21 protein-coding genes are annotated in these 26,369 nt (G+C 62.6%); 18 read left to right on the forward strand and 3 right to left on the reverse strand.

Going from position 1 to position 26,369, the window contains the following annotated elements; genetic code table 11:
• Positions 1-44 precede the first annotated feature (44 nt).
• Positions 45-1,196 carry a glutamate--cysteine ligase gene (locus BLW08_RS03395; protein WP_091323353.1) on the reverse strand — a complete coding sequence of 384 codons (1,152 nt, stop codon included), beginning with the start codon at positions 1,194-1,196 and terminating at the stop codon, positions 45-47.
• Between the two features lie 165 nt (positions 1,197-1,361).
• Here BLW08_RS03395 and BLW08_RS03400 point away from each other — a divergent pair, with 165 nt between their 5' ends.
• The 3 genes from BLW08_RS03400 to BLW08_RS03410 are packed head-to-tail and all read left to right on the forward strand — an operon-like array spanning position 1,362 to position 3,521.
• Positions 1,362-2,513, forward strand: coding sequence for a GTP-binding protein (locus BLW08_RS03400; protein ID WP_091323354.1), 1,152 nt, complete (start codon positions 1,362-1,364; stop codon positions 2,511-2,513).
• A gap of 47 nt (positions 2,514-2,560) precedes the next feature.
• Positions 2,561-2,683, forward strand: coding sequence for a type B 50S ribosomal protein L36 (ykgO, locus tag BLW08_RS03405; protein WP_091323355.1), 123 nt, complete (start codon positions 2,561-2,563; stop codon positions 2,681-2,683).
• Between the two features lie 25 nt (positions 2,684-2,708).
• Positions 2,709-3,521 carry a shikimate 5-dehydrogenase gene (locus BLW08_RS03410; RefSeq protein WP_091323356.1) on the forward strand — a complete coding sequence of 271 codons (813 nt, stop codon included), beginning with the start codon at positions 2,709-2,711 and terminating at the stop codon, positions 3,519-3,521.
• A 13-nt stretch (positions 3,522-3,534) separates the two neighbouring features.
• On the opposite strand, the gene BLW08_RS03415 is transcribed toward BLW08_RS03410, so the two are convergent.
• The gene (locus tag BLW08_RS03415) at positions 3,535-4,764 is read right to left on the reverse strand and encodes a THUMP-like domain-containing protein (RefSeq protein ID WP_091323357.1); all 1,230 of its coding nucleotides are present in this window, start codon (positions 4,762-4,764) and stop codon (positions 3,535-3,537) included.
• A gap of 67 nt (positions 4,765-4,831) precedes the next feature.
• Here BLW08_RS03415 and BLW08_RS03420 point away from each other — a divergent pair, with 67 nt between their 5' ends.
• The 5 genes from BLW08_RS03420 to BLW08_RS03440 all read left to right on the forward strand — a co-directional run bounded on the left by BLW08_RS03420 (position 4,832) and on the right by BLW08_RS03440 (position 10,475).
• On the forward strand, positions 4,832-5,194 hold the full coding sequence (locus BLW08_RS03420; RefSeq protein ID WP_090817887.1) for a hypothetical protein: 363 nt from the start codon (positions 4,832-4,834) through the stop codon (positions 5,192-5,194).
• Between the two features lie 193 nt (positions 5,195-5,387).
• Positions 5,388-5,684 carry a co-chaperone GroES gene (gene groES / locus BLW08_RS03425; protein WP_011775524.1) on the forward strand — a complete coding sequence of 99 codons (297 nt, stop codon included), beginning with the start codon at positions 5,388-5,390 and terminating at the stop codon, positions 5,682-5,684.
• A gap of 85 nt (positions 5,685-5,769) precedes the next feature.
• Positions 5,770-7,383, forward strand: coding sequence for a chaperonin GroEL (gene groL, locus BLW08_RS03430; RefSeq protein WP_090817890.1), 1,614 nt, complete (start codon positions 5,770-5,772; stop codon positions 7,381-7,383).
• A 164-nt stretch (positions 7,384-7,547) separates the two neighbouring features.
• On the forward strand, positions 7,548-9,182 hold the full coding sequence (locus tag BLW08_RS03435; protein ID WP_091323358.1) for a helix-turn-helix transcriptional regulator: 1,635 nt from the start codon (positions 7,548-7,550) through the stop codon (positions 9,180-9,182).
• Positions 9,183-9,323: 141 nt separating this feature from the next.
• Positions 9,324-10,475 (forward strand): flavin-containing monooxygenase, encoded by a 1,152-nt coding sequence (locus tag BLW08_RS03440; protein ID WP_091323359.1) that lies wholly within the window; start codon positions 9,324-9,326, stop codon positions 10,473-10,475.
• Here the strand turns inward: BLW08_RS03440 and BLW08_RS03445 are convergent.
• Positions 10,370-11,365, reverse strand: coding sequence for a DUF389 domain-containing protein (locus tag BLW08_RS03445; RefSeq protein ID WP_091323360.1), 996 nt, complete (start codon positions 11,363-11,365; stop codon positions 10,370-10,372). The genes BLW08_RS03440 and BLW08_RS03445 overlap by 106 nt on opposite strands.
• A 226-nt stretch (positions 11,366-11,591) precedes the next feature.
• Between BLW08_RS03445 and BLW08_RS03450 the strand changes: the two genes are divergently transcribed.
• The 10 genes from BLW08_RS03450 (at position 11,592) to guaA (ending at position 26,236) form a co-directional block, all read left to right on the forward strand.
• A complete protein-coding gene (locus BLW08_RS03450) occupies positions 11,592-13,649 on the forward strand; it encodes an acyltransferase family protein (RefSeq protein ID WP_254779708.1) in 2,058 nt (685 codons plus the stop codon).
• A complete protein-coding gene (locus tag BLW08_RS03455; protein ID WP_091323361.1) occupies positions 13,646-15,742 on the forward strand; it encodes an acyltransferase family protein in 2,097 nt (698 codons plus the stop codon). The genes BLW08_RS03450 and BLW08_RS03455 overlap by 4 nt, the downstream gene beginning before the upstream one ends.
• 238 nt (positions 15,743-15,980) lie before the next feature.
• On the forward strand, positions 15,981-17,492 hold the full coding sequence (gene guaB, locus BLW08_RS03460; protein WP_026539869.1) for an IMP dehydrogenase: 1,512 nt from the start codon (positions 15,981-15,983) through the stop codon (positions 17,490-17,492).
• A 104-nt stretch (positions 17,493-17,596) separates the two neighbouring features.
• A complete protein-coding gene (locus tag BLW08_RS03465) occupies positions 17,597-19,474 on the forward strand; it encodes an ABC transporter ATP-binding protein (protein ID WP_091323362.1) in 1,878 nt (625 codons plus the stop codon).
• A gap of 74 nt (positions 19,475-19,548) precedes the next feature.
• On the forward strand, positions 19,549-20,685 hold the full coding sequence (locus BLW08_RS03470) for a GuaB3 family IMP dehydrogenase-related protein (RefSeq protein WP_091323363.1): 1,137 nt from the start codon (positions 19,549-19,551) through the stop codon (positions 20,683-20,685).
• Positions 20,686-20,824: 139 nt separating this feature from the next.
• Complete coding sequence (locus BLW08_RS03475) at positions 20,825-22,579, forward strand: glycerol-3-phosphate dehydrogenase/oxidase (RefSeq protein ID WP_091323364.1); 1,755 nt, start codon at positions 20,825-20,827, stop codon at positions 22,577-22,579.
• Between the two features lie 48 nt (positions 22,580-22,627).
• Positions 22,628-23,116: a PTS sugar transporter subunit IIA gene (locus BLW08_RS03480; RefSeq protein WP_091323365.1), complete on the forward strand. Its 489-nt coding sequence runs from the start codon at positions 22,628-22,630 to the stop codon at positions 23,114-23,116.
• A 65-nt stretch (positions 23,117-23,181) separates the two neighbouring features.
• The gene (locus BLW08_RS03485; protein WP_091323366.1) at positions 23,182-24,042 is read left to right on the forward strand and encodes an SURF1 family protein; all 861 of its coding nucleotides are present in this window, start codon (positions 23,182-23,184) and stop codon (positions 24,040-24,042) included.
• The gene (locus BLW08_RS03490; protein WP_090817933.1) at positions 24,039-24,539 is read left to right on the forward strand and encodes a DUF3817 domain-containing protein; all 501 of its coding nucleotides are present in this window, start codon (positions 24,039-24,041) and stop codon (positions 24,537-24,539) included. The genes BLW08_RS03485 and BLW08_RS03490 overlap by 4 nt, the downstream gene beginning before the upstream one ends.
• 107 nt (positions 24,540-24,646) lie before the next feature.
• On the forward strand, positions 24,647-26,236 hold the full coding sequence (gene guaA, locus BLW08_RS03495) for a glutamine-hydrolyzing GMP synthase (protein ID WP_090817937.1): 1,590 nt from the start codon (positions 24,647-24,649) through the stop codon (positions 26,234-26,236).
• Positions 26,237-26,369: the final 133 nt, after the last annotated feature.

The following is a 26,369-nucleotide window of genomic DNA, read 5'->3' on the forward strand; positions in this document are numbered from 1 at the left end:
CAAGGCAGGCACACCGGCCGGGGCAGGCGTCGGGGCAGTGAAAGTCAGGCGTCGGGGCCCTTGCGCATCTGCTTCACGAGGTCCATGACCACTGCCTGCAGGTCGCCGTTGTGTTCGGCGGCCACGCGGCGTTGTCGCTGGTAGCTGGCGCCACGTTCGATGATCTTGAGGACGTCGGCCAACTCCTCCGAACATCCCAGCTTCGCAGCCACAGGTTCCAAGCGCGCTACAGTTTCCGCGAGGTGCTCCGTGACCAACTGTTCGTTGCCTGCAGCATCAAGGATGATGATGGCTTCCATACCGTAGCGGGCGGCGCGCCACTTGTTCTCCTGCACATGCCATGGCGGCATGGTGGGGATGGTTCCACCGGCGTCCAGGATGGAGGAGAACTCGTCCACCAGGCACTGGGTGAGGGCAGCTATGGCTCCCACCTCTTCAAGGGTGGCCAAGCCGTCGCAGATACGCATCTCAATGGTGCCAAGGTTGGAGACAGGCCGGATATCCCAACGGATCTCGGACGTCGCATCGATCACACCGGTGGTGAACATGTCCTGGACATAGGACTCGTAGTCCGCCCAGGTTTCGAACTGGAACGGCAGGCCGGCAGTGGGCAGCTGCTGGAACATGAGCGCACGCTGGGAGGCATAGCCGGTTTCCTCGCCGGCCCAGTAGGGGCTTGAGGCGGACAGCGCCTGGAAGTGCGGGAAGTAGTTGACCAGTCCGTCCAGGATGGGGAGGACTTTGTCCTTGCGATCGATGCCAACGTGGACGTGAACGCCGTAGATGACCATTTGGCGTCCCCACCATTGGGTTCGCTCGATCAGCTTGGCATAGCGCTCTTTGTCAGTGACGGGCTGGAGCAGGGGAGGACTGAAGGGGTGGCTGCCTGCGCAGAACACCTCGACTCCCATGGGGTCGGTGACCTCGCGTACCGCTGCCAGTGATCGGCTGAGGTCCTCTTTGGCGTCCCTGACGGTTTCGCAGATCCCGGTAACAAGTTCCACGGTGTTGAGGAGCAGCTCGCGCTTGATATGGGGGTGTTCGTCGTCCTCGTTGAGGTCGGGGTGGTTTGCGGCTACGCCCTTGAGGACATCGTTCGCGACGGATACCAGTTCCCCGGTACGTGCATTGACGAGCGCCAACTCCCATTCCACACCCAGTGTCGATTGCCTGGATGGCGCAAAATCAATCTGCACGTAGTCCCCTCATTGTGTTGTATCAGCCGGGCATGTTTCCCCGCTGCGGGGCCGCCAGCGGTCGGGTCAAGTCTAATGCAGCAGGAACACTGGTGATATCGGCGGGTTTCCGGTGCAACGAAACCGTCATTTGCTAATAATAATGATTCTCATTAGAGTTGAGGCATGCACCTCACAGTCGTCAGTTCCCTGGACAGCCAATGCCGTGAGGCAGCTGCAGACAGACTTGGCCGCACGCACGCCAATTCGGTGGTGGTCCTCCATGACCTCCTGGACGGTTCGCTGGTCCTCCGCCGGGTTTACCGTGGCGGCCGGTTGTTCGAACGTGAAACCACAGTCCTGGAGCATGGTTGCCTCAGCTGCACCGTCAGGTTGGACGTTGTCCCCACAGCGGAACGCCTCGCTGCGTGCGGCTTCGACCACGTTGTCCTTGGGCTTCCGCCAGGGGTGGCAGCGGGGATGGCCGTTGCGGAACTTCGCAGGGGCCTGAGCCGCCCGGCAATCATCGACAACGCTGTGCTGGCCCTGGACCCGGCGGATCTTGATGACCACATCTGGGACCGCCACACATTGTTCGAATCTGGATTTACCTCCATGCCTCAGGATGACCGCACCAGCGGTGAGTTTCTGATCGGAGAATTTGGGCAGGTGGACACCGTCATGGTGATCCCCGGCTTGGGGGCCGAGCTGACCGGCGATCACCGGGACGGTTCGGCCGCATGGACAACAGGAGTTGAGTTGCTGGGGGAGTTGGCGCCCCACGCAGCCATCGTCGGAGCCGCTGACCTCTTCCGATCGGGATGTTTCGATGACGCCGAAGCGGCGGCACGCAACCGGCCCGGCGTCGTGCGTGTCCCTGTCAGCGAGACGGCCGGCGCCTTCCGGACCGTGCTCCACAAAGCAGGACGTCCGCTGCACCCGGGACGCTTCCGCGATGCGCTGCCGCAACTTGCTGTAGCCACGCACTGGATGCGCGGGCGCCTGTGGATAGCTTCTGCTCCCAGTATCCGGATCGCCGTTCAGGGGATAGGGCCGAGGGTCTGGCTGGAAAGCACCGGGAAGTGGCTGGCCGATTCCCCCGACGGAACGCGTCGCCCCGCTAACACCGGGGTGACGGGTGTCGACGTCGACTCCTTCCTTGACTGGCACCCAAGCCATGGCGACCGCGGCACGGTCCTGGCGCTCACCGGGCGCTCCGAGGACATGGACGGACAGGAGATCCGCCAGCTCCTGGATGCTTGCCAGCTCACCGAGGAGGAGATGGACCTGGATTACGGCGTCTGGGACGACCCCCTGGAACTTAGCGACGCCCTCTAGCCAGCAACCTAAGCCAGGCCAAACCACCAACAAGAAGGAGAAACACCATGAAGGTCAGGAACTCGCTGCGCGCCCTCAAGAAAATCCCCGGCGCCCAGATTGTGCGTCGGCGCGGGCGTTCGTTCGTCATCAACAAGAACAACCCGCGAATGAAGGCGCGGCAAGGCTGAGCATGGGCCGTTGTTTAATGGGGGAATGCCAATCCTGAACAAAGACATGTCCATGTGCATTTCGCTCGCGGCCCGGCCCAGCAACATCGGTACCCGGTTCCACAACTACCTGTACGATCTGCTCGGCTTGAACTTTGTCTACAAGGCATTCGCCCCTGCTGACATCACCCTCGCGGTGGCGGGCATCCGCGGCCTCCCGATCCGGGGCGCCGCGGTGTCCATGCCGTACAAGGAAGCGGTCATCCCCCTGGTTGACGTGATGGACCCGTCGGCCAAGGCCATCGATTCGGTCAACACCATCGTGAACGACGACGGCGTCCTCACCGCTTACAACACCGACTACATCGCCATTGCCCGGCTCTTGAAGGACCATCAGGTTCCCAGCGGCCACACTGTGCTGCTCCGTGGTGCCGGCGGCATGGCCAAGGCTGTTGCCGCAGCCTTGCGGGATGCCGGGTTCACTGCTGTCACCATCGTGGCCCGCAACGAAGACACCGGCCGTGCCCTCGCGGAACTCTACGGCTTCGCATGGCAGAACGACGTCAACGGTTCCACCGCGGACCTCATCATCAATGTCACTCCGCTGGGAATGGCAGGCGCGGACGAAACGGCCCAGTCCTTCGACGACGCCACGATTGCCGCAGCGAAGGTGGTATTCGACGTCGTAGCCCTTCCCTCGGAGACGCCCCTTATTTCGGCTGCACGCGCCGCCGGCAAGCCAGTAATCACGGGCGCTGAGGTCATTGCCATCCAGGCGGAAGAGCAGTTTGTGCTCTACACCGGGGTGCGCCCGACGGCCGGGCAGGTCCGCGAAGCATCGGAGTTCTCGCGCCGCTGACGGCAGGAGCACGTTAGGCGGTCACGGGCTCCACGACCACAGTCACTCTCTCCTCGCCAATCCGGGTGAGGACCAGGGTGGCTGTTTTCGCATCCTTGCCTTTGACGGGTTTGGCTGGGAGCAGCTGCTTCCGAAGCTCCTCCGGGGTTACCGCGGTGCCGCGCTTCTTGATGTCCAGCACCGTGATGCCGTTTTCCTTCACCCAGGTTTTGAGGGCCTTGACGTTGTAAGGCATCACCTCGAGGACCCGGTAAGCGCGCGCAAACGGCGTGTCATGCAGTTCCGGAGCGCAGATGTAAGCGATGTGCTCGTCCACCAGGTGACCGCCCAGCCGTTCGGCGACGTCGGCCACCAGGCCTGCGCGGATGACGGCACCATCGGGTTCGTAAAGGAAGCCTTCAACACGCCCGACGGCGGCGACCGGACCGCCGTCGAAATCCTCACCGCTGGTGATTTCAGCGGCCCCCTGGCCGCCAATCACCAAAGCGGCCCGACGTACACCGGGACGGGACACTGCGTTGAACCACAACGTCACTTCGGTGACGTCTCCGCCCACCGAGACCCACTGGGCCTCGCAACCTGACGGTACGGAGTCGTGGGGGATACCCGGCCCCATCTTGACGCCTATGGCACGTCCGGTGGCGGCCAGCTTTTCCACGAAGGACAGTGGGGGAGAGAACGCTTCGGGGTCCCAGATCCGCTTGGTCCCGGATGAGGACGTGGTTCGCCGGGCGGGATCCAGCCACACGCCGTCGATCCCGTCCAGTTCCACCGCCATGGCGTCCGAGTGCACCACCGTGGCGTGCGGGAACGGCATGAGGTTGATGGTTGCGCAAGCGGCAGTGGTCTCGTCCATCTCCACCGCGGTGACTGCGATGTCCATGGACGCCATGGCCATCGAATCGGCGCCCAGACCGCAGCCGAGGTCCGCCACGTGCGCAATTCCGGCCTTGGCAAAACGTTCGGCATGCCTGGCGGCAACGTTCAACCGGGTGGCCTGTTCAAGGCCGGCCTGTGTGAACAGCATCTGACGTGCGAACTCGCCAAACTTGGCTTCTGCACGGGTACGCAGGCGGGACTGCGTCAGGACGGCGGCAACCAGGTCAGGGGAGTGCCCCGCCTTCCGCAGGGTGGCATTGACGTTGAACGAATCGGCTTCCCGGTAGGGCCCCAATGAGGCAAGAAGTTCCCATCCTTCAGTAGTCAGCAAGGGCGCGATCTGTTCCTGCGGTGCATGAGGCATGCCATCAAGCCTAACGGCGCGGCTTATGACAACGTGACTGCTGAATCAGCCAGATAGGGTTGTTTTCATGGAAGACAACGCAGCCCCGCATCCCTCCGCCATCACAAAGTTTGCGCGCCCTGCCCTGATAGCGGGCGCCGTAATCACGGTGGTCTGCATCGGCCTGCTGATCATTATCTTCGCGCTGGATTCCTTTAACGCGGCCACATACTCAGTGGCCGGGAAGAGCGTCAACGACGCCACGGACGAGGCACGGGACATCCGCGAGCTGTACAGCGGCGCCCGGACCGGCGGAATTATCACCCTGGTGATCGCCGGCGTCGTAACTGTTGCTTCAGCCGTGCTGCTGTACTTGAACCGGGGCAATGCCCCGCTGGACGAGGACGATGACGGCGAAGACTATGATCTGGACGACCTCACCGGTCGGTGACGGACGTTCACCGATGACGAAATGCTGGCACTCACCTTGACCGAGTGCTAACGCCTTACATAGAGTCTTATTAGCACTCTCCCCTGGAGGGTGCTAATCACGCCAGGCGTACTTCCGGCACCGCGACGACGGTTGCACGCTCCGGCACCCTAGTTCTTAGTCCATGAATCAGCTCATGAAAAGGAGAGTCCGAGTGTCGGTCTCGATTAAGCCTCTTGAGGATCGTATTGTTGTTCGCCCGCTCGAAGCAGAGCAGACCACGGCTTCCGGCCTGGTAATTCCGGACTCCGCGCAGGAGAAGCCGCAGGAAGGCGAAGTTGTTGCAATCGGCCCCGGCCGCTTCGATGACAACGGCAACCGCGTACCGGTTGACGTAGCTGTTGGCGACGTCGTCATCTACTCCAAGTACGGTGGAACCGAAGTCAAGACCGGCGGCAACGAGTACCTCGTTCTGTCCGCCCGCGACGTCCTTGCGATCGTCGTAAAGTAACTTCCTGGAGCCCCGCACCGCCGCCGCGTTGGATTCATTCCGACCCGACAGCGGTGCGGGTTTTCTGTCTTGAAAGGACACAACCATGGCAAAGCAGCTTGCTTTTAACGATGCTGCCCGCCGGTCTCTTGAGGCCGGTATCGACAAGCTCGCCAACACTGTCAAGGTGACGCTTGGCCCGCGCGGCCGCAACGTCGTGCTGGACAAGAAGTGGGGCGCTCCCACGATCACCAACGACGGCGTAACCATCGCCCGTGAAGTTGAGCTTGACGACCCCTACGAGAACCTTGGCGCACAGCTGGCCAAGGAAGTAGCCACCAAGACCAACGACGTCGCAGGCGACGGCACCACCACAGCCACCGTGCTTGCACAGGCCCTGGTCAAGGAAGGCCTCCGCAACGTTGCTGCCGGCGCCGCTCCGGGTGAGATCAAGCGCGGCATCGAGGTTTCCGTTGAAGCCATCGCAGCCCGCCTCCTGGAAAATGCCCGCGAAGTAGAAGGCACCCAGGTTGCCAGCGTTGCAGCCATCTCCGCTCAGAGCGACGAGGTTGGCGAACTGCTGGCCGAGGCCTTCGGCAAGGTGGGCAAGGATGGCGTCATCACCATCGAAGAGTCCTCCACCACGCAGACCGAGCTGGTTCTGACCGAGGGCATGCAGTTCGACAAGGGCTACCTCTCCCCGTACTTCGTCACCGACGCAGAGCGCCAGGAAGCCGTCCTCGAAGACGCACTGATCCTCATCAACCAGGGCAAGATCTCCTCGCTGCAGGACTTCCTGCCGCTGCTGGAGAAGGCACTTCAGGCCAACAAGCCGCTCTTCATCATTGCCGAAGACATCGAAGGCGAAGCCCTGTCCACGCTGATCGTCAACCGCATCCGCGGCACGCTCAACGTTGTTGCCGTCAAGGCACCGGGCTTCGGCGACCGCCGCAAGGCCATGCTCCAGGACATCGCCACGCTCACGGGCGCACAGGTTGTCTCCCCGGACCTCGGCCTGACCCTGGACACCGTTGGCCTCGAGGTACTCGGTACGGCACGCCGCATCACGGTCACCAAGGACAACACCACCATTGTTGACGGTGCAGGTTCCGCCCAGGACGTCGCCGACCGCGTTTCCCAGCTGCGTGCTGAGCTCACCCGGACGGACTCCGACTGGGACAAGGAAAAGCTGCAGGAACGCCTTGCCAAGCTGGCAGGCGGCATCGGCGTGATCAAGGTTGGCGCAGCCACCGAGGTTGAGCTGAAGGAAAAGAAGCACCGCATCGAGGACGCAGTGTCCTCCACGCGTGCCGCCCTCGAAGAAGGCATCGTTTCCGGTGGCGGCTCCGCACTCATCCACGCCCTCAAGGCACTGGACGAGTCACCGGCCGTCAAGGCACTGGAAGGTGACGCAGCAGCAGCTGTTGGCATCGTCCGCCGCGCCCTGATCCAGCCGCTGCGTTGGATCGCCCAGAACGCCGGATTCGACGGCTTCGTGGTTGTTGCCAAGGTTTCCGAGCTGGAAGCCAACCACGGCTTCAACGCCAAGTCCGGTGAGTACGAGGACCTGATCGCCGCAGGCGTGATCGACCCCGTCAAGGTCACCCGCTCCGCTCTCCGCAACGCCGCTTCCATCGCAGCCCTGGTTCTCACCACCGAGACCCTGGTTGCCGAGAAGCCGGCTGAGGAAGAAGACGCACACGCAGGCCACCAGCACTAATAGACCTGCCCCAAAGAACCCCGGTCACGTCCGTGACCGGGGTTTTTTGTCGTCTCCCGCCAAGCGCGGGAGGGCTATTGTGGGCGTACGACGGCGGCGGTAACCTGACGCTAAGACGGCGGCTTTGGGCGCAAACCAGGCCGCTTCCACCCACAGGGTGAGCCATGACAGCTCCGGATACGGCATTGGACCTCGGGCGCTCGGCATACTCCGAGCGCCGCTGGCGCGATGCCTTGGAATGTCTTGTCCGCGCTGACGCTGAAGGCGGACTACCTCCCCAGGACATTGAGCTGGTGGCCTCGGTGGCCATGCTGCTGGGCCTCAACGCTGAGAGCGTGGAGTATCTCAACCGGGCGCACGACGAGTACCTGACCTTGGGGGACACGAACAGTGCAGCGCGGTGCGCCGCGTGGTTGGTCATGTTTCTTATGGACATGGGTGAGTACTCACTCGGACAAGGATGGTTGGCCCGCGCCAAGCATTTGCTTGAAGGAAGCGTGGGCCCCAGCGCCGCAGAAGGCTACCTGCTCATTCCTGCCGGGCTGGGTTTGTTGAGGGCCGGCGACCCTCAGGCCGGGCATGGCCTTTTCAGCAGGGCCCTGGAAATCGGGTCCCTCTTCCACGACCGCGACCTTCAGGCCATGGGACAGCTCGGCATGGGTACTTCTCAGGTTTCCCTTGGGCACGCGGATGATGGTCTGGAACTCCTGGATGAGGTCATGGTGTCGGTCACGGCCGGGGAGGTCTCTCCCATCCCTGCGGGAATCATCTACTGCGCAGTTCTGGGCAGTTGCCGCCTGGCCCAGGATGTCCGGAGGGCCCATGAATGGACAGCAGCACTGGAACGCTGGTGCGGGGATCGTCCGGACATGGTCATGTTCAGCGGTCAGTGCCAGGCCAACCGTGCGGAGTTGCTCATCCTGCACGGTGCCTGGAACGAAGCCCTGTCTGTGGCACGGGCGGCAGAGGGGCGGATCAGGAAAGGTGATCCTGACGCCACCTTTGGAAGCTGGTACCAACAGGGCGAAGTTCTTCGTTTGACCGGGTGGTTGGACGACGCGGAACGTGCATATGCAAAGGCCGCAGAGACAGGCTTTGAACCCGTCCCTGGGATCGCGTACCTCCACCTGGTCCAGCACAAAGTGGCGCAGGCGAAAAACACCATGCGCCGGGCGTTGGCCGGGGCGGATCCGGCTAACCGTAGGCGACTGCTCCCGGCGGCCGTGGACATTGAGCTTGCCGCCGGCGACGTGGCCGCTGCCCGGGCCGCCTTAGATGAGTTGTCTGCACCGCTGCACAGCACGAGCCGGCCGCTGGAGCTGGCGCTGGCTTCCCTCGCCTCAGCCGCCGTGCTGCTTGCCGAGGGCCACCCCGTGGCTTCTCTTCAAGCGTCGAGGAAGGCTTGGCGGATTTGGTACAGCCTTGAAGCCCCCTATCAAGCAGCACGGTGCAGGGTCCTTGCCGGCCGGGCGTGCGCAGCAATGGGGGATACAGACTCCGCGGCCATGGAGTTCGAGGCGGCCACCGCAGAGTTCGCTGATTTGGGGGCTACCCCGGCAGCGGCAGAAGTCCTGGAACTTGCGGGCGAAAAGCCCAAGGGCCAGTCGTCATTGAGTGCCAGGGAAATGGAAGTCCTGCGGCTCGTTGCTGATGGGCTGGCGAACAAAGCGATTGCACGCGAGCTGTATCTCAGCGAAAAGACGGTGGCCAGGCACGTCAGCAATATCCTCTCCAAACTGGCTGTGCCATCCAGGGCTGCAGCCACCAGCTACGCCTTCGAACACGGCTTGATTCACTGACCTTCCCTCAGGTGTGGGTATTAATACCCATGCGCCAGCGCCCGGAATGCGCAATTCGCCCGACGCGGTAGTGGAGGCTACAGCACTAAATTGGCTGTATCAGGGACCACCAAGGCACCACTCAAGGAAGGGTAAGCAGCCATGGCATCGCAACAGCACACGGAAATAGACACGGTCATCGTAGGAGGCGGACAGGCCGGCGTGGCGCTTGGCTACTGGCTGGCCCAGGAAGGCAGGGAGTTCGTGATTGTGGACGGGAATGCCCGGCCCGGAGATGCCTGGCGGCAGCGTTGGGACTCCCTCCGGCTGTTTACTCCGGCCAAGTACGACGGACTGCCGGGTAGGCCGTTCCCGGGAGACCGCCTGGCGTTCCCCACCAAGGACCAGCTGGCCGATTACGTGGAGGAATATGTGGGCCGCTTTAACCTTCCCTTCGTGTCCAACGTCCAGGTGGAAGAGATCCGTGCCGAGGGTGAGGGGTTCGTCGTCCGGGCAGGCGACCGCACGTGGCGCTCGCACAACGTGGTGATTGCCACCGGCGGCCACCGTCTTCCGAGGCGGCCGGCGTTCGCGGCGGAACTGGACCCGCAGATACGCCAATTGCATTCACAGGACTATAAGAACCCTGGGCAGTTGAGGGACGGGACCGTACTGGTGGTTGGGCTGGGAAACTCGGGGGCGGAGATCGCACTTGACGTGGGACAACACCATTCAACTGTTATTGCCGGAAAACCCAGCGGCGAGATGCCCATGAAGCACGGCCGGACGGCAGCACGTTTTGCCCTGCCTGTGGTCAGATTCCTGGGTGTCCATGTCCTCACGCTCAATACGCCCATAGGACGCAAGGCCGCCCCGGGTTTCAAGTCCATGGCAGCTCCGTTGATCCGGACAAAAACCAAGGACCTGGCTGCCGCTGGTGTGCAGATGGTCCCCAGGCTGGCGGGGGTCTCGGAGGTGGGAATGCCGGTCCTGGACGACGGAACACAGGTGGAGGCCGCCAACGTTATCTGGTGCACCGGCTATCACGAGGATTATTCGTGGGTGAAGCTGCCCGTCTTCGACGATCACGGTGAGCCGAAGCAGACCAGGGGTGTAGCCGACGATCTTCCGGGTGTGTACTTCCTAGGCCAGGAGTTCCTTTTCTCGGCGGCTTCGGCAACGCTTCCCGGGGTTGCCCGGGATGCCCGCTACCTGGCCCGTCGGCTGGCCAAGGAACGCCGGCCCATGACTGCACGCCGCCAAGAGGCGGCCGGACGCCGCACAGATGAGGGCCGTTTGCCGATGAGCCGGTAGAACATCAGCACGGCCGCTGCAGCTGCCACGATTCCCACGAGGTTGAGTGCCAGCTGCATCGCCGACCCTGCCGCCTTGCTGTATTCGCCCAGCACCAGGGCAACGGCGACGTATCCGGCGGCAGGGACGGTGGTCACGGATATGAAGACCCCCACCAAGGCGGAAGATCTGTGGCTGATCATGGAGAGCATGCCCGCAGCGCCGGCCAGTGCCGCCACAATCAGCGAGTACGGGCCCGGGTGGTAGATGAACTCGACGGCTGATCCCCGGTCCAGCGTGTCCCGGGGAAACAAGCCCAAGGGGATGGATAACCACGCCGCCAATGCCGTCACCACCATGGCCAGTGGGAAGCCGACGCCGAGGGCCACCAGGGAAGTCCGTACCAAACGCCACTTCCGTTCCACCAGTCCCACAGCCAACGCTGCCAGTGGTCCGAACTCGGGCCCCACCACCATCGCGCCCACAATTGCGATGGTGGAATCGGTCACAATGCCGATTGCGGCCAACTGCGTGGCAATGACCAGGAAGGCCAGGAAGCTCCATGTGAGTTTCGAGTCCTCACCGGTTTGCCGTGAGACCTCATCCCAGATGACCGAGTCCGCGGACTCGCCGGGGGCGGAGTCCTCGGCGGCGTCGGCTCGTTTGGACAAGACGAGGTCCGGCGATGAGATGGAGATGGAACCCAGCTCCGGAACCTTGAGGGCATGAAGCCGTTCGATCAGCTCTTCCGCGGATTCCCGGGCGATCTGGACGGTTATCACATCGCCCGGAGGCACCACGGATGCGCCCCTGTGCAGTGCTACCTCTGCGGCACCTGTTTGACCGGAGCAGCATTCAAGGACGGCGTCGGACAACTCCGCAGGCACGCACAGGCGCAGTTGCACGATCATGGGGTTTCCTTTCTGTGGTTCCGATCCAGAGTAGTTCCGTGGAGACGAAAGCAGAGTCATTCGGCACAGGCCACGCACAGGTATGTCTGGGAAGATACATAGCCGGACCTGAGCTAATTGGGCTTCGGAAGAGGGTTCACAGGGCGGTCCCGACTGGGGTGGGGCCGCCAACCCGCGTATGATTGATGCTTTGTGCCACAGCTTTGAGGAACTGCCTAACGTGACTATGCCAACGATCCCAGCCCCTGCCCGGCCCGGCAGGCGGGCTTCGGGACCCGTTGCAAAGTCCAAGTTCCGCCCCGAAATCCAAGGCTTGAGATCCCTCGCCGTCCTCATGGTGGTGAGCTACCACATCTGGATTGGGCGGGTTTCCGGAGGCGTTGACGTCTTCCTCCTCATCTCGGCGTTCCTGATGACTCTTCAGTTCACCGGACGCTATAAACAGGGCCGGCCCATGGACCTGCTGCGGCACTGGTTGCACCTGTTCCGGCGACTGCTGCCGGCCGTCGTCGTGGTTCTTCTGGCTACGCTTGCCGCCACGTTCGCGTTCCTGCCGCCTACCCGCTGGGTTGAAGTTGTCCACCAGGCGTGGGCATCCCTGTTCTATTTCGAGAATTGGCTCCTGCAGGGCCTCGCGGTTGATTACTACGCCGCGGACCACAGCCTGGCCAGTCCGCTGCAGCACTTCTGGTCGCTGTCCATCCAGGGCCAGGTATTCATCATGTGGCCTCTTATTTTCGCCACGGTGGCACTTCTTTGCCGACGTTTTGGTTTGCGGTACCGGGCAACGCTCGCATATGTCTTTGCGATCATTTTTGTCCTCTCCCTCACCTATTCCGTGATCTTCACGGCCAACAACCAGGCCGTTGCCTACTTCGACACCTTCGCGCGGCTATGGGAGTTCGCCCTGGGCACCTTGCTGGCGCTGATCCTTCCTGGCCTGAATTTCGCGAAGCCCGTGCGCGTGGTGATGGGCTGGATCGGCGTGGTTGCCATGCTCACGTGTGGGGTGCTGCTTCAGGTCCAAACGGCATTCCCCGGGTTTGTGGCGCTGTGGCCCACCCTTGCCGCAGTATTGGTGATTGCCGCTGGCCAAACCGGCAGCCGCTTCGGCGTGGACCGGATTCTGAGTTCCAAGTTCCTGGTCCGGCTCGGCGACAATTCCTACGCCCTTTACCTGTGGCACTGGCCCATTCTGGTCATTGCGTTGGCTTGGAGCGGCAAGGACCACGCCGGCTGGCTTTCCGGAACCGCAATCGTTGCTTTGGCGCTTGTCTTGGCGTTCCTCACTACCAAATATGTGGAGAAGCCCTTCCGCGAATGGAAGTGGCCCGAAGTCAAACGCCGCCGCTCGGCGATCGCGATCGCCGCATGCCTGGCCGTGGCATCCGCTCCGCTCCTGGGCTTCCAATACAAACAGGACCTGGACCTCAAAGCAGCGCAGGCGCAGGCCTTCAATGACAACCCCGGCGCCCACGCGCTCCTCCCCGGATACGTTGATTTGGTCAGCGACGGCGCAAAGACGCTGCCCACCGCGGAACAACTTCCCGAGGACTGGGCAACCCTGGCCGGGCCCTGTGAAGGCGACTCCAAGCCAACTGAAAAGATGCTGCAGGACAAATGCCAGCAGAACGCCGTGGGGGACGACGCCGTCAAGGACATTCTGGTTTTGGGTGATTCCCACTCCCAGCAGTGGCTCGCTGCGCTTGGCCCCTTGGCCGAGGCCGAACACTGGAAAGTGACAGCGCTGTTGTTGGGCGGATGCCATTTCATGCCGGACAACCCTGATGCCGAAGACGGCTGCAACGATTTCAATGCGGCTGCTTTCAAGTACGCCGCTGCCCAGGCACCCGACGCTGTTTTCATGGTGGGGACCATGGCGTCGCCGTCGTCGCCGGACGAGCAACTGGTGTATGGATTTGAGCAGACCGTCACCAACTTCAATGACCTCGGAATCCAGGTGGTGGCCATGCGCGATAACCCGCGGTATGACTATAACGTCACCGAGTGCGCCCTCTCCAAGGGTGTGGACAGTGCTGATTGCAAGTCCGACCAGCCCGATGTCCTCGCCGCAGAAAGCCCCTTTGCGGCAGTGCAGGGAATGTTTGGGAACGCAGCCTTCCTGGACATGACGGATCTGCTCTGCGATGGCGTGACGTGCCCGAGCGTCGTGGGCAACGTCTTCGTGTATTTGGACGACAACCACTTGTCCAAAACCTATGTCACCAGCATGGGCGAGATGTTTGACGAAAGGTGGTTTGCCGCGACCGGGTGGCAGCAATGATGGAGGCACGCAGAACCGCACCGGCACCTGCCGGAGAGAAACGCACGACGCCGAAACCCGGCTTCCGTCCGGAAGTCCAGGGACTGCGCGCCCTGGCGGTGCTCATGGTGGCGGCGTACCACATTTGGCTTGGCCGGGTTTCCGGCGGGGTTGACGTCTTCCTGCTGATCTCAGCATTCCTCCTGACGCTGTCTTTTACGCGCAAGCTCGAAAACCGCAGGCCGTTGAGGCTGCTGAAACACTGGCTGCACGTGTTCAAGCGGCTGCTGCCCGCCGTCGTCGTTGTCCTGTTGGGGGTGCTGACCGCCACCTGGGTGTTCATCCCGCAGAGCCGCTGGCCGGATGTCCTCGCCGAGGCGTGGGCATCCCTGTTTTACCGGCAGAATTGGCAGCTTGCTGACGCCGCCGTTGACTACTACGCCCAGGATCATTCCGGCGCCAGCCCACTCCAGCACTTCTGGTCGTTGTCCGTCCAGGGCCAGGTATTCATCCTGTGGCCGCTGATTTTTGCAGCTGTGGCCTTGCTGCAGCCACGGCTGGCCAAGGTGTTCCCGCGCCGGAAGGCAGTAGCCCACCGGCCGCTGTTGTTCATGGCTTTCGGAGCGGTTTTTGTGGCCTCCCTGGTCTTTTCCATCGAGCAGACCGCCAGCAACCAGGGGTACGCGTACTTTGATACCCGCACCCGGCTGTGGGAGTTCGCCTTGGGCTCCCTGCTGGCGCTGGCTCTTCCGTACTTGAAGCCAGGACCACGGCTCCGGGTACTCCTGGGTTGGGCCGGCATCGTCGCAATGCTCGCCTGCGGATTGGTCCTGACAGTGGACCGTTCCTTCCCGGGCTTTATTGCACTGTGGCCCACCCTCGCTGCTGCGGCGGTCATCATCGCCGGGCAGAGCAACAGCCGTTGTGGCGTGGACCGGATCCTGTGTTCCAGGCCGCTGGTATTTGTGGGGGACAACTCATACGCCCTGTACCTCTGGCATTGGCCGGTCCTGGTGTTTTTCCTCCTCATCTCCGGGACCACCACGCCCAACCTGCTCCAAGGTCTGGGAATCATGGCGGCGTCCATGTTGTTGGCCATCGCCACCACCAAATACGTTGAAGTACCCATGCGCCGCTGGGAGTGGCCGGATGTGCGGTCCTGGCGTGCCGCCGTCGTGATTGCATCCTGTGGCGCGCTGCTGGCGCTGCCGGTGACCGCGTGGCAGGGCGCCATTGCGTCCGAAAGCGCGGCGATCGCGGGCCAGCCGAAGGAATTGACGCCCGGGGCTGCGGCCCTGTCCCCGGAATTCGTGGGCGAACCCACCCAGGAAGCCATGATCATCCCGGCTCCGGCCGCCATGAAGGACGAGTGGGCGGACATTGATGGATTGTGCACCGGCGACAACGTGCCCACGGACCCTTTGCTGGAGGGCTGCCTGCAGAACGACGAACCGGAGGAAGTCACCAAGGAAATAGTGGTCCTCGGTGATTCGCATGCACAGCAGTACATGGCTGCTCTGGGACCTATCGCCAAGCAGCACGGCTGGGAAGTAGTGACGCTCCTGAAGGGCAGTTGCCGTTTCGGCGCGGAGTCCCCGGAGCGAACGGACGAATGCAATGAGTTCAACAAGGCAAGTGCCGCCTACGTCATGGAGCACAAACCTGACGCCGTGTTCACGGTGGCTTCGCTGACGCACGTGACGGAGCCGTTCGAGACGGAAGTTCCCGGCTATCTGGAAGGCATCCAGCCGTTCACGGATGCCGGGATCGATGTGGTGGGTGTCCGTGACAATCCGCGGTTCAGCATCAATATGCCCGAATGTGTGCAGAAAAAGGGACCCGATTCGCCGGACTGCAACGCGCCCTTGGAGCAGTCCCTGGCAGCGTCTTCACCCTTGGACGACTACATCGGCAAGATTGACCGGCTCTACTTGATGGACATGAGCGACTTCATCTGCGAGCAGGGGACGTGTCCGGCTGTGGTGGGCAACGTCTACGTCTATAAGGACGACAACCACCTCACCAAAACGTATGTCCAAAGCATGATCCCCATGTTTGAGGAGCGGCTCCTGGCTGCCACGGGATGGTCCGGCAGGCAAGTGGCGCCCCAGTAGCGGTGCAAAGTGTACGACGCCGGGCTGCTGCCAGTGCTGTTGCTCACACTGAGGCGTCGCGGAATATGGCGATCGGCGCGGAGGTTCTACTATTTATTCAATACCCGGCAGCACTTTTCTCCTGCAGTACCCATGCCGCAGTACGTATGCACAGGCCAGTCCCGTAATGACGGGCTGGTCATCAGTTGCAACCCCTACCAGTTAAGCCCCCCAGAACCCAGGTAAGAGGCGCACACTCATGACCCAGCCCGAACACGATCCCTTTGGCTTTGTTGGCCTGACGTACGACGACGTCCTGCTGCTCCCGGGCCACACAGATGTCATTCCGTCCGATGCTGACACGTCTTCGCGCATTTCCAAGCGCATCTCCGTGCAGACGCCGCTGCTCTCCGCTGCCATGGATACCGTGACCGAATCCCGCATGGCCATCGCCATGGCCCGCCAGGGCGGCCTGGGCGTTGTTCACCGAAACCTGTCCATCGATGACCAGGCTGAGCATGTGGACCGCGTAAAGCGCAGCGAATCCGGCATGATCACCAACCCGTTGACCATTGGCCCCCAGGCCACGCTGCAGGAACTGGACGAGCTCTGTTCCCGTTACCGCGTGTCCGGCCTTCCCGTGGTGGACACCGACGGACGCCTGCTGGGCATTGTCACCAACCGCGATACGCGCTTCATTCCGGAGTCGGAGTTCCCGCTGCGCAGTGTCAGCGATGCCATGACCAAGATGCCCCTCATCACCGGACACGTGGGCATCAGCCGCGAGGAAGCCTCGCACAAGCTCGCTACCAACAAGATCGAGAAGCTTCCCCTCGTAGACGAGCAGGGCCGCCTCAAGGGCCTCATCACCACCAAGGACTTCACCAAGGCTGAGCAGTACCCCCTGGCCACCAAGGACGACGAAGGCCGCCTGCGCGTCGGTGCTGCCATCGGCTTCTTCGGCGATGGCTGGGAGCGCGCCATGAAGCTCATCGATGCCGGCGTGGATGCCTTGTTCGTAGACACCGCCAATGGGCATTCGCAGGGGGTGCTGGACATGATCCGCCGCCTGAAGTCGGACCCGATTGCTGCCCACGTGGACATCATCGGTGGCCAGGCCGCAACCCGTGAAGGCGCCCAGGCGCTGATCGACGCCGGTGCCGACGGCATCAAGGTTGGCGTTGGCCCCGGATCCATCTGCACCACCCGTGTTGTAGCCGGTGTTGGCGTTCCGCAGATCACCGCCATCTACGAATCCGCGAAGGCTGCCATCCCGGCCGGTGTTCCGCTGATCGCCGACGGCGGCCTGCAGTACTCGGGCGACATCGGCAAGGCGCTGGTCGCCGGTGCCGACACCGTGATGCTCGGCTCCCTGCTGGCCGGCTGCGAGGAATCGCCGGGCGAACTCATCTTCGTCAACGGCAAGCAGTTCAAGAGCTACCGCGGCATGGGCTCCCTCGGCGCCATGCAGTCCCGCGGCAAGAACACGTCCTACTCCAAGGACCGCTACTTCCAGGCCGACGTCTCCGGCGATGACAAGCTCATCCCCGAGGGCATCGAAGGCCGGGTGGCCTTCCGCGGTCCGTTGGCTTCCGTTGCTTACCAGTTGGTAGGTGGCCTCCGCCAGACCATGTTCTACACCGGTGCTCCCACCATCCCCGAGCTCAAGGCACGCGGCAAGTTCGTCCGCATCACGCCTGCCGGGCTCAAGGAATCGCACCCGCATGACATCCAGATGACAGTGGAAGCGCCCAACTACGGTTCACGCTAAAGCATCGCCTGTTCCCCGCGGAGAATTCCGTGGGGAACAGTTGTTTAAGGGCCGCCCGTTCCGGGACCAACGGAAATGTCTGCCCGGGAGAATAGGCTGGGGTCATGTCTGAAAAGCCCGCGCAACCGCGGCACCCGGAGTCGGTCCGGCTGAACAACACGCCGCCGCGGAAGCTGGCGCTGCGCCCTTATGCACGCGCCGTCGGGCAGGTCCTGAAGGTGAGCTTCCAAGCCTCGCCCGTGGCGGTGATCATGAAGGTCCTTGGCTCCCTGATTTCTGCCACCCTGCCGCTGGTCACCACCTACTTCGCAGCGCTGACCACCACGGCTTTGGCGGCCGGTTACGCAGGAGACCCCGACGCCGGTCCGCGGGCCATTCTGTACGTCATCATCACCGCGGCGCTGGGGCTGTTCTGGGGCGCGTTCAGCAGCGTTGACCGCTACATCCAGCAACTGATGAGCTTCAAGGTTGGCGCGATCGTGGGGGACATGATGTACCAGCGGTTCCTCGCGCTGGAGTTCTGGCGCTACGACGACAAAGAGACGGTGGACCTCTACGACCGCGCCAAGCGGTTTTCAGACTCCTACGCCCGCGTCCTGGACCGCATTGCAGCCATCTTCACGCAACTGGTCTCCGTGATCCTGGCCATTGGTGCGCTGTTCCTGGTCAGCTGGTGGATCGCCGTGATTGTCCTGGTGGCCATCGTGCCCAGTGTCTACCTGCAGTTCAAGCTGTCCCGTGAGCAGATTGCCCATTGGAACACGCAGGTGGATTCGCGGCGGCAGCGCCGGATGATCGAACAGAACCTGCTCCGTCCCCAGCACATCGCGGAGATGCGGCTGTACGGCATCGTTGGGTACCTCATGGATCTGCGATCACGGCTGCGCGATGCTGACGAGAAACGACGCCTGGATTTCCAAAAGCGGTACATCCCCAAACAGTTGGCTGCCGATTCCCTGCAGTATGGGGCAGAAGTGGTGTCCCTTATTTGGGTTGTGGGGCAGATTATTGCCAGGGCCCAGCCCGTGGGGCAGTTCCTCTACGTCCAGCAGATCGTGAGCCGGGCGCTTTCAACAGCCAACAACCTGGTCTCGTCCTTGAGTTCCATCGACGAGGACCTTGCCAACCTTAAGGACTATGAACTGTTCATGGCCTTGCCCGTGCCCAGTGGCCACGAGCAACCTCTGCCCTCGTCTCCCGCCACTGTGGAACTGCGGAACATCCGCTTCAGCTATACCGGAAGCGACATTGAGGTCATCAAGGGCATTTCCATGACCATCAAGGCCGGCCAGCACATAGCGATCGTCGGAGAGAACGGAGCGGGGAAGTCCACGCTGATCCGTATCCTCGCCGGTCTCTACACGCCCGATTCAGGCCACGTACTGCTGGACGGCGTTGACCTTGCGGGGATTGACGTCACCAGTTGGCACCGGCACCTGGCAGTCCTGAGCCAGGAGTTCCTCAAGTACGAGTTCGCCACGGCCGCGGAGAACATCTATCTCGGTGATGTGGACCAGCCCCGCAATGATGACCGCATCCGTCGGGCAGCTTCGGATGCAGAGGCCATGGAGTTCATCAACAAACTGCCCAACGGCTTGGAAAACCATGTCAGCAACTGGATGGAAGATCCCCGCGGCCGCAAGGGCAGTGGCCTGTCCGGCGGGCAATGGCAGCGGCTGGCAATGGCGCGTAACTTCTACCGGGACGCATCCTTCATGGTCATGGACGAACCCACCTCGGCCATCGATGCCCTGGCAGAACACCGTATCTTTACCAGGCTTTTCGCCGACCGGAGCAGCACCATCATTGCCATCAGCCACCGCCTGGCCACCATCGAGAAGGCGGACATCGTATACATGCTGGAGGACGGCAAGATCGCGGAGCAGGGCACGCACAAGGAACTGGTGGCCTTGCGGGGCCGGTATTTCCGCATGTTCGAGTCCCAGCTCTCCGTCGACGAGACCAGCCAGAAAAGTCCGTAGGCGCCAACATCACACGGAGTCGCACATGTCGGGCGCGAACCGGGGGCCCGGCCTTGGTGGGATAAACTCAAGCAGTGACTTATGAGATTGAGATTGGCCGTGGCAAGCGTGGGCGTCGTGCCTACTCCCTGGATGACATCGCGATCGTCCCGAACCGCCGGACGCGTGACCCTAAGGACGTCTCTGTCTCCTGGCAGATCGACGCCTATAAGTTCGACACCCCCGTGATTGCCGCTCCCATGGACTCCGTGATGTCCCCGGATACCGCAATCGCCTTCGGCCGGCTTGGTGGCTTGGGCGTCCTTGACCTCGAAGGTCTCTGGACCCGCTACGAGGACCCCCAGAAGGTGCTTGACGAGATCGCCGCCCTGGCCGATGAAACCAGTAGCCCGGCCGTCACCCGCCGCATGCAGGATCTTTACCAGGCTCCCGTCCAGCCCGAGCTCATCAGCTCCCGCCTGGCCGAGATCCGCGCCGCGGGCGTCACTGTCGCAGGCTCCCTGACCCCGCAGCGCACGCAGGAACACTACAAGACGGTGGTGGCCGCCGGCGTCGATATCTTCGTTATCCGCGGAACCACGGTTTCGGCGGAGCACGTGTCCAAGAACCACGAACCGCTGAACCTCAAGCAATTCATCTACGAACTCGATGTTCCCGTGATCGTGGGTGGGGCAGCCGGCTACACGCCAGCCCTCCACCTCATGCGCACCGGTGCCGCAGGCGTCCTGGTGGGCTTCGGTGGCGGCGCCACCACCACCACGAGGCGGGCCCTGGGTATCCACTCGCCCATGGCGTCGGCCATCTCCGATGTCGCAGCCGCACGCCGCGACTACATGGATGAGTCCGGCGGCCGTTACGTCCACGTCATTGCCGACGGCGGCATGGGCACCTCCGGCGACATCGTCAAGGCCATCGCCATGGGCGCGGACGCCGTCATGCTCGGCAGTGCCTTGGCACGCGCCGAGGAAGCGCCCGGCCGTGGCTGGCACTGGGGTCCGGAGGCGCACCACCTCGAATCACCCCGTGGCGACCGCGTCAACGTTGGCACGGTGGGCCCGCTGGAGGAGGTCCTCTTCGGACCCGGACACCACACTGACGGCACGTCCAACCTCATCGGTGCACTGCGTCGCTCCATGGCCACTACCGGCTACTCGGATCTCAAGGAATTCCAGCGTGTCGACGTCGTAGTGTCGCCGTACGCAGGCAACTGACGCCGGCATTCCCAGCCACTTCAGTGGCATGGCCTCTCTGTCCTGGCGGGTTGGGTCTCTCTGAGAATGGCCCTGCCCAAGGCGGCGGGCAACAAGTAGGGTAGGGGACTACCAGCTGTTGCGTTTGAGGAGGGGTCCGATGAGCAATGTCGCAGGCGGTCCGCAAGTGAGTTCCCCGGGAGCACTGAGCCCGGAATTCCGAGCCGCGTCGATCGACGTCCTGAAAGCCACTGCCGAGGCCGGTAAGGAGCTCGACATCCTGATTGTCGGCGGCGGCGTCGTGGGGGCAGGGGCTGCACTTGATGCCGTGACCCGTGGCCTTACAGTGGGCATTGTGGAGGCCAGGGACTGGGCATCAGGTACCTCGTCCCGGTCCTCCAAGCTCATTCACGGCGGTCTCCGGTACCTGGAGATGCTCGACTTCGGCCTGGTCCAGGAAGCACTCCAGGAGCGGGGACGGCTCATTCAGCAGATCGCCCCGCATTTGGTTCGCCCGGTGCCCTTCCTCTACCCGCTGACCCGCCGTTTCTGGGAGCGTCCCTACGTCGGGGCGGGCATCATGCTGTACGACACCTTGGGACTGACATCCGGGCACAGTCGGGGAGTCCCGATGCACAAGCACCTCTTCAGGCGTGGAACGCTGCGTGCGGCCCCCAGCCTCAAGGATGACGCTTTCGTCGGCTCCATCCGCTACTACGATGCCCAAGTGGATGACGCCAGACTGGTGGTCAACCTGGTGAGGACCGCCGCGCATTACGGTGCGTACGCCGCCAACCGGGTGCGGGTGGTTGATTTCCTCCGCGAGGGCGAACGCGTGGTCGGGGCCAAGGTGGAAAACCAGGAGGACGGCAGCGTCTTCGAGGTCAGGGCCAAGCAAGTAGTCAACGCAACCGGGGTGTGGACCGACGAAACGCAAGCGATGGTCACAGACCGTGGCCAGTTGAAGGTCAGGGCATCCAAGGGCATCCACCTCGTGGTTCCGCGCGACCGTTTCCAGTCCACGGTGGGGCTGATCCTGCGCACTGAGAAATCCGTACTCTTCGTGATCCCTTGGGGGCGGCACTGGATTATTGGGACCACGGACACTGATTGGAAGCTGGACAAGGCGCACCCGGCAGCGTCCAGCAAGGACATCGACTATGTCCTGGAGCACGTCAACAAGGTACTCAAGCGTCCGCTGACCCGGGAGGATGTGGAAGGGGTCTATGCAGGGCTCCGTCCGCTCCTGGCGGGCGATAACGATTCCACCGCAAAATTGTCCCGTGAGCACGTGGTTGCACACCCCGTCCCGGGACTTGTGGTGGTAGCCGGCGGAAAATACACCACCTACCGGATCATGGCCAAGGATGCTGTGGATGAGGCAACCAGAGCCATGGACGAACGTGTTCCGTCCAGCTGCACCGACACCATTCCGCTGCTCGGCGCCGAGGGATTCAAGGCAGCCTGGAACCGTCGCGGCAGGTCGGCAGAACAAGCCGGCGTTCACGTTGCACGCGTGGAGCACTTGCTCAACCGCTTCGGTTCAATGACACCCGAAGTCCTGGACATCATCTCCGGCCGACCGGAACTGGGAGAGCCGCTTCCCGGCGCCGACGATTACCTTGCAGCGGAGGTTGTGTATGCGACAACCCACGAAGGCGCCCGTCACGTTGACGACGTTTTGACCCGCCGGACGCGAATTTCCATCGAAGCGTGGGACCGGGGTGTGTCTGCTGCGCCCGTAGTAGCTAAGCTGATGGGAGAAATCCTTGGCTGGAGCGAGACTCAGCGCGAAAGCGAAATCAAGCACTACCTGGCGCGTGTGGAGGCTGAACGACTCAGTCAGCAGCAACCCGATGATGAATCGGCAGATGCCGCGCGCATGGGAGTGGATGACATCGTTCCCCTTCGCTGACCAGCTCAGGGTAATGCGGCCGGGAGGCCACACTGGAGGGAACACGACTTGGCTGAACCACTTGATCGGTATGACGCGGAACTGACAACCCCGGATACTGTCATCCTCGAGCTTGTCGCCCAGGACAAGATCGACGCCGCTGCCCAGCTTGCCCGCAAGCTCCACCAAGCCGGCAGGATTACCAATCTTGAGGGCTTCCTGGAGCAGGTTCATTCGCGGGAGCACCAGCTCGCCACGGGACTCCCGGGGGGCATCGGGCTGCCGCACGCGCGCAGCGAGTTTGTGGACAGGATTTCCATCGCCGTGGGCGTGACCAAATTCGGCCACGCGCTGGACTTCGGGGCAACTGATGGGCCAGCCACTCTGATCCTCCTCATCGCCACCCCTGCCAGCTCATTCTCGGACCACCTTGAGGTCCTGGCCACGTTGGCGCGCTCCCTGTCCAAGGAGTCGTTCCGGGAGTCGCTTCGGCGGGCACATGATCCCGAGGTTATCTCCGAACTCATCAACTCCAGTCTGGTCTTCTTCGACCACTAAAAGATTTGGGCAGGCCCTTTACCCCCGTTTCGTTGTTCTACAGCAGGACGAAGTACGGTTAAGGGGTGTTGAAAACCGCGTTGAAACCCCGCTGGATCGCAGGACTGGTCTTTGCGCTTCTGTTGTCCGGGGTGTTTGTGCTGCTCAGTCAGTGGCAGCTCAGCCGGTCCGCCCAACACGAGCCCCCCGTGCCTTCCAGCATCGAGGAAGTCAAACCGCTGGTGGAGGTCTTGAAGCCAGGGCAATTCTTCCCCGGCTCGGTCTCGGACCAGATGGTCAGCGCCACGGGAAGCTACGATCCCGGCAAGCAGGTCCTTGTCGAGGGGCGCCTCTACAACAACCAAAAGGGCTTCTGGATCGTCTCGGCATTCGCGGTAGACGCCGCTCCGACGCTGAAAGGCGTCGGTGCCTCGCCGCAGACATGGATCCCTGTGGCCCGCGGCTGGGTGGCCGAAGCCTCCCAAGCCGGCCCGCCGCCGTCGGGAACCATTACGCTGACCGGCCGCCTCATCCCTTCTGAAGCGCCGGTTCCAAACGTCGACGCCGGTCTGGGCCGCGCGTCTGCGGTCTCCGCAGCGGAACTCATCAACAAGTGGGAAGTCTCCAGCTATCCGGGGTTCGTTGCGGCGACGTCCGAAATTGCCGGCGGCTCGCCCATTTCCCTCGGCGACAACGTCAAGGCCCTCAATATTCCGCCGCAGCCCCCTGCTGAGCAGGTCAATTGGCTGAACCTTTTCTACGCGGTGGAATGGGTTGTCTTTGCCGGTTTCTCGATTTTCATCTGGTGGCGGCTGGTGAAGGACGACTACCGGCGCGATCTCGAAGACGATGAGTTCGAGGACGACGACGTAGAGGACGAGCCGGTAGACCCCGGGGCCAGTACAGAACCAACAAGCCCACAGCCAGAACAAAAGGTGCAGCAATGATCGAGCCAAAGCCGGCTATCCAGCCCGAGCAATCAGGTCCCAAGACTAAGAAGCGGCGATTCGGCGGAACGGAAGCCCAAATCCGTTCGGCGTTGAAGTTCTACAAAGTCATGGCCTACCTCACCGGTGCGATGCTCCTGCTGCTGTGCGCTGAACTGATCGCGCGCTACGTCTTCGGCGTCTCCCTCTTCGCCGGCGGTACCAGTGCCGTCACCGGCCAACCGTTCGGCTTCGGGTTTGCAGAATCCGAACCCAAGGGAGTCATCGGAGGGTTCAACATCTCCACATCGGTGCTGATTGTGCACGGCTGGATGTATGTGGTTTACCTCGTCTCCAACTTCCGCCTCTGGTCACTCATGAGGTGGCCGTTCTCCAAAATGATCCTCTTGGCGCTGGGCGGCGTCATCCCTCTGTTGTCCTTCATCGTCGAGAAGAAATTCCACGCGCAGGTGGAAGCGGAACTCGCAGCCAACCCCCAGGCATCCAAGCGTTACTAGGCCCTGAAGGCCTTCCACTGTGAGATGCCTAACGGCGAGGCCTCTTTTGGCCCTTGGCCGCCCTCGTCAACGTGCATGGGGGTGGCCGGGCCAAGTAGTCTTGTCTGGTGACTACTCCCACCGCACCCCAGACTTCCCAGAAGCCGGTGCTGGTTGTTGACTACGGTGCCCAGTACGCGCAGCTGATTGCCCGCCGCGTCCGCGAAGCGAATGTGTATTCGGAAATTGTTCCGCATACCTTCACCACCGAGCAGCTTCTGGCCAAAAACCCGGCAGCCATCATTCTCTCCGGAGGGCCCTCCAGCGTTTACGCCGAGGGTGCCCCGAGCGTAGGCGCCGACCTCTTCGAAGCCGGGGTGCCCGTTTTCGGTATCTGCTACGGCTTCCAGGCGATGGCCAACGCACTGGGCGGCAAGGTGGCCCAGACGGGCCTCCGGGAGTACGGCGCCACCGAAGCCCTGGTTGTGGGGGATGCCCGTTCCATTCTTGATGGCGTTCCCGCTTCCCAGAACACCTGGATGAGCCACGGCGACTCCGTCCATGAGGCTCCTGAGGGCTTCGAGGTCCTCGCTTCCACGGCAGGTGCGCCGGTCGCTGCTTTCGCCAACGAGCAGAAGCGTCTCTACGGCGTGCAGTGGCACCCCGAAGTGAAGCATTCCGTCCATGGCCAGCATGTGCTGGAGAACTTCCTGTTCAAGGGTGCGGGCCTGAGCCCCAACTGGACCACAGGGAACATCCTGGAAGAGCAGGTGGACCGTATTCGCCAGCAGATCGGCGACTCCAAGGTCATCTGCGGTCTTTCCGGCGGTGTCGACTCTGCAGTAGCTGCCGCTCTTGTCCAGCGCGCCGTCGGCGACCAGCTGACCTGTGTCTTCGTGGATCACGGTCTCCTCCGTGAAGGCGAAGCCGAGCAGGTTGAACGCGACTTCGTAGCCGCTACTGGTGTCAACCTGTACGTTGCCAACGAGCAGGAACGCTTCCAGTCGGCCCTCGCCGGCGTCAGCGATCCCGAAACCAAGCGCAAGATCATCGGCCGCGAATTCATTCGCGCCTTCGAGGAAGCGGAGCGGGCCATCATCGCCCAGGCCGCTGCCGAGGGTGAAAAGATCAAGTTCCTGGTCCAGGGCACCCTGTACCCTGATGTCGTCGAATCCGGCGGTGGTGAGGGCGCAGCCAACATCAAGAGCCACCACAACGTGGGCGGGCTCCCGGAGGATCTGCAGTTCGAGCTCGTCGAGCCACTGCGTGCCCTGTTCAAGGACGAGGTCCGTGCGGTTGGCGCCCAGTTGGGCCTGCCGCAGGAAATCGTCGGCCGCCAGCCGTTCCCAGGTCCCGGCCTGGGTATCCGCATCGTGGGCGAAGTGACCAAGGAACGCCTGGACCTGCTGCGCAAGGCTGACGCCATTGCCCGCGCAGAGCTGACCGCCGCTGGCTTGGACAACGACGTCTGGCAGATGCCCGTGGTGCTTCTGGCAGACGTTCGCAGCGTTGGCGTTCAGGGCGATGGCCGGACCTACGGTCACCCCATCGTTCTGCGTCCGGTGTCTTCCGAAGACGCCATGACGGCAGACTGGTCGCGGTTGCCCTACGACCTCCTGGCCCGGATCTCCAACCGCATCACCAATGAGGTGGATGGAGTGAACCGCGTGGTACTGGACGTCACCAGCAAGCCACCGGGAACCATCGAGTGGGAATAGCATTCTGAGTGGCCGGCTTCCTCTGGAAGCCGGCCACTTTGCTTGAAGTCCTCAGGTGTGCTCGATCCGTGAAAAACGGCAGGCACCTGTGAAATGACGGCGAATTTCGGGTCGGAACAGCGTTGCGGAACGG

The sequence above is a fragment of the Arthrobacter sp. cf158 genome, from assembly GCF_900106835.1.
Taxonomy (GTDB): domain Bacteria; phylum Actinomycetota; class Actinomycetes; order Actinomycetales; family Micrococcaceae; genus Arthrobacter.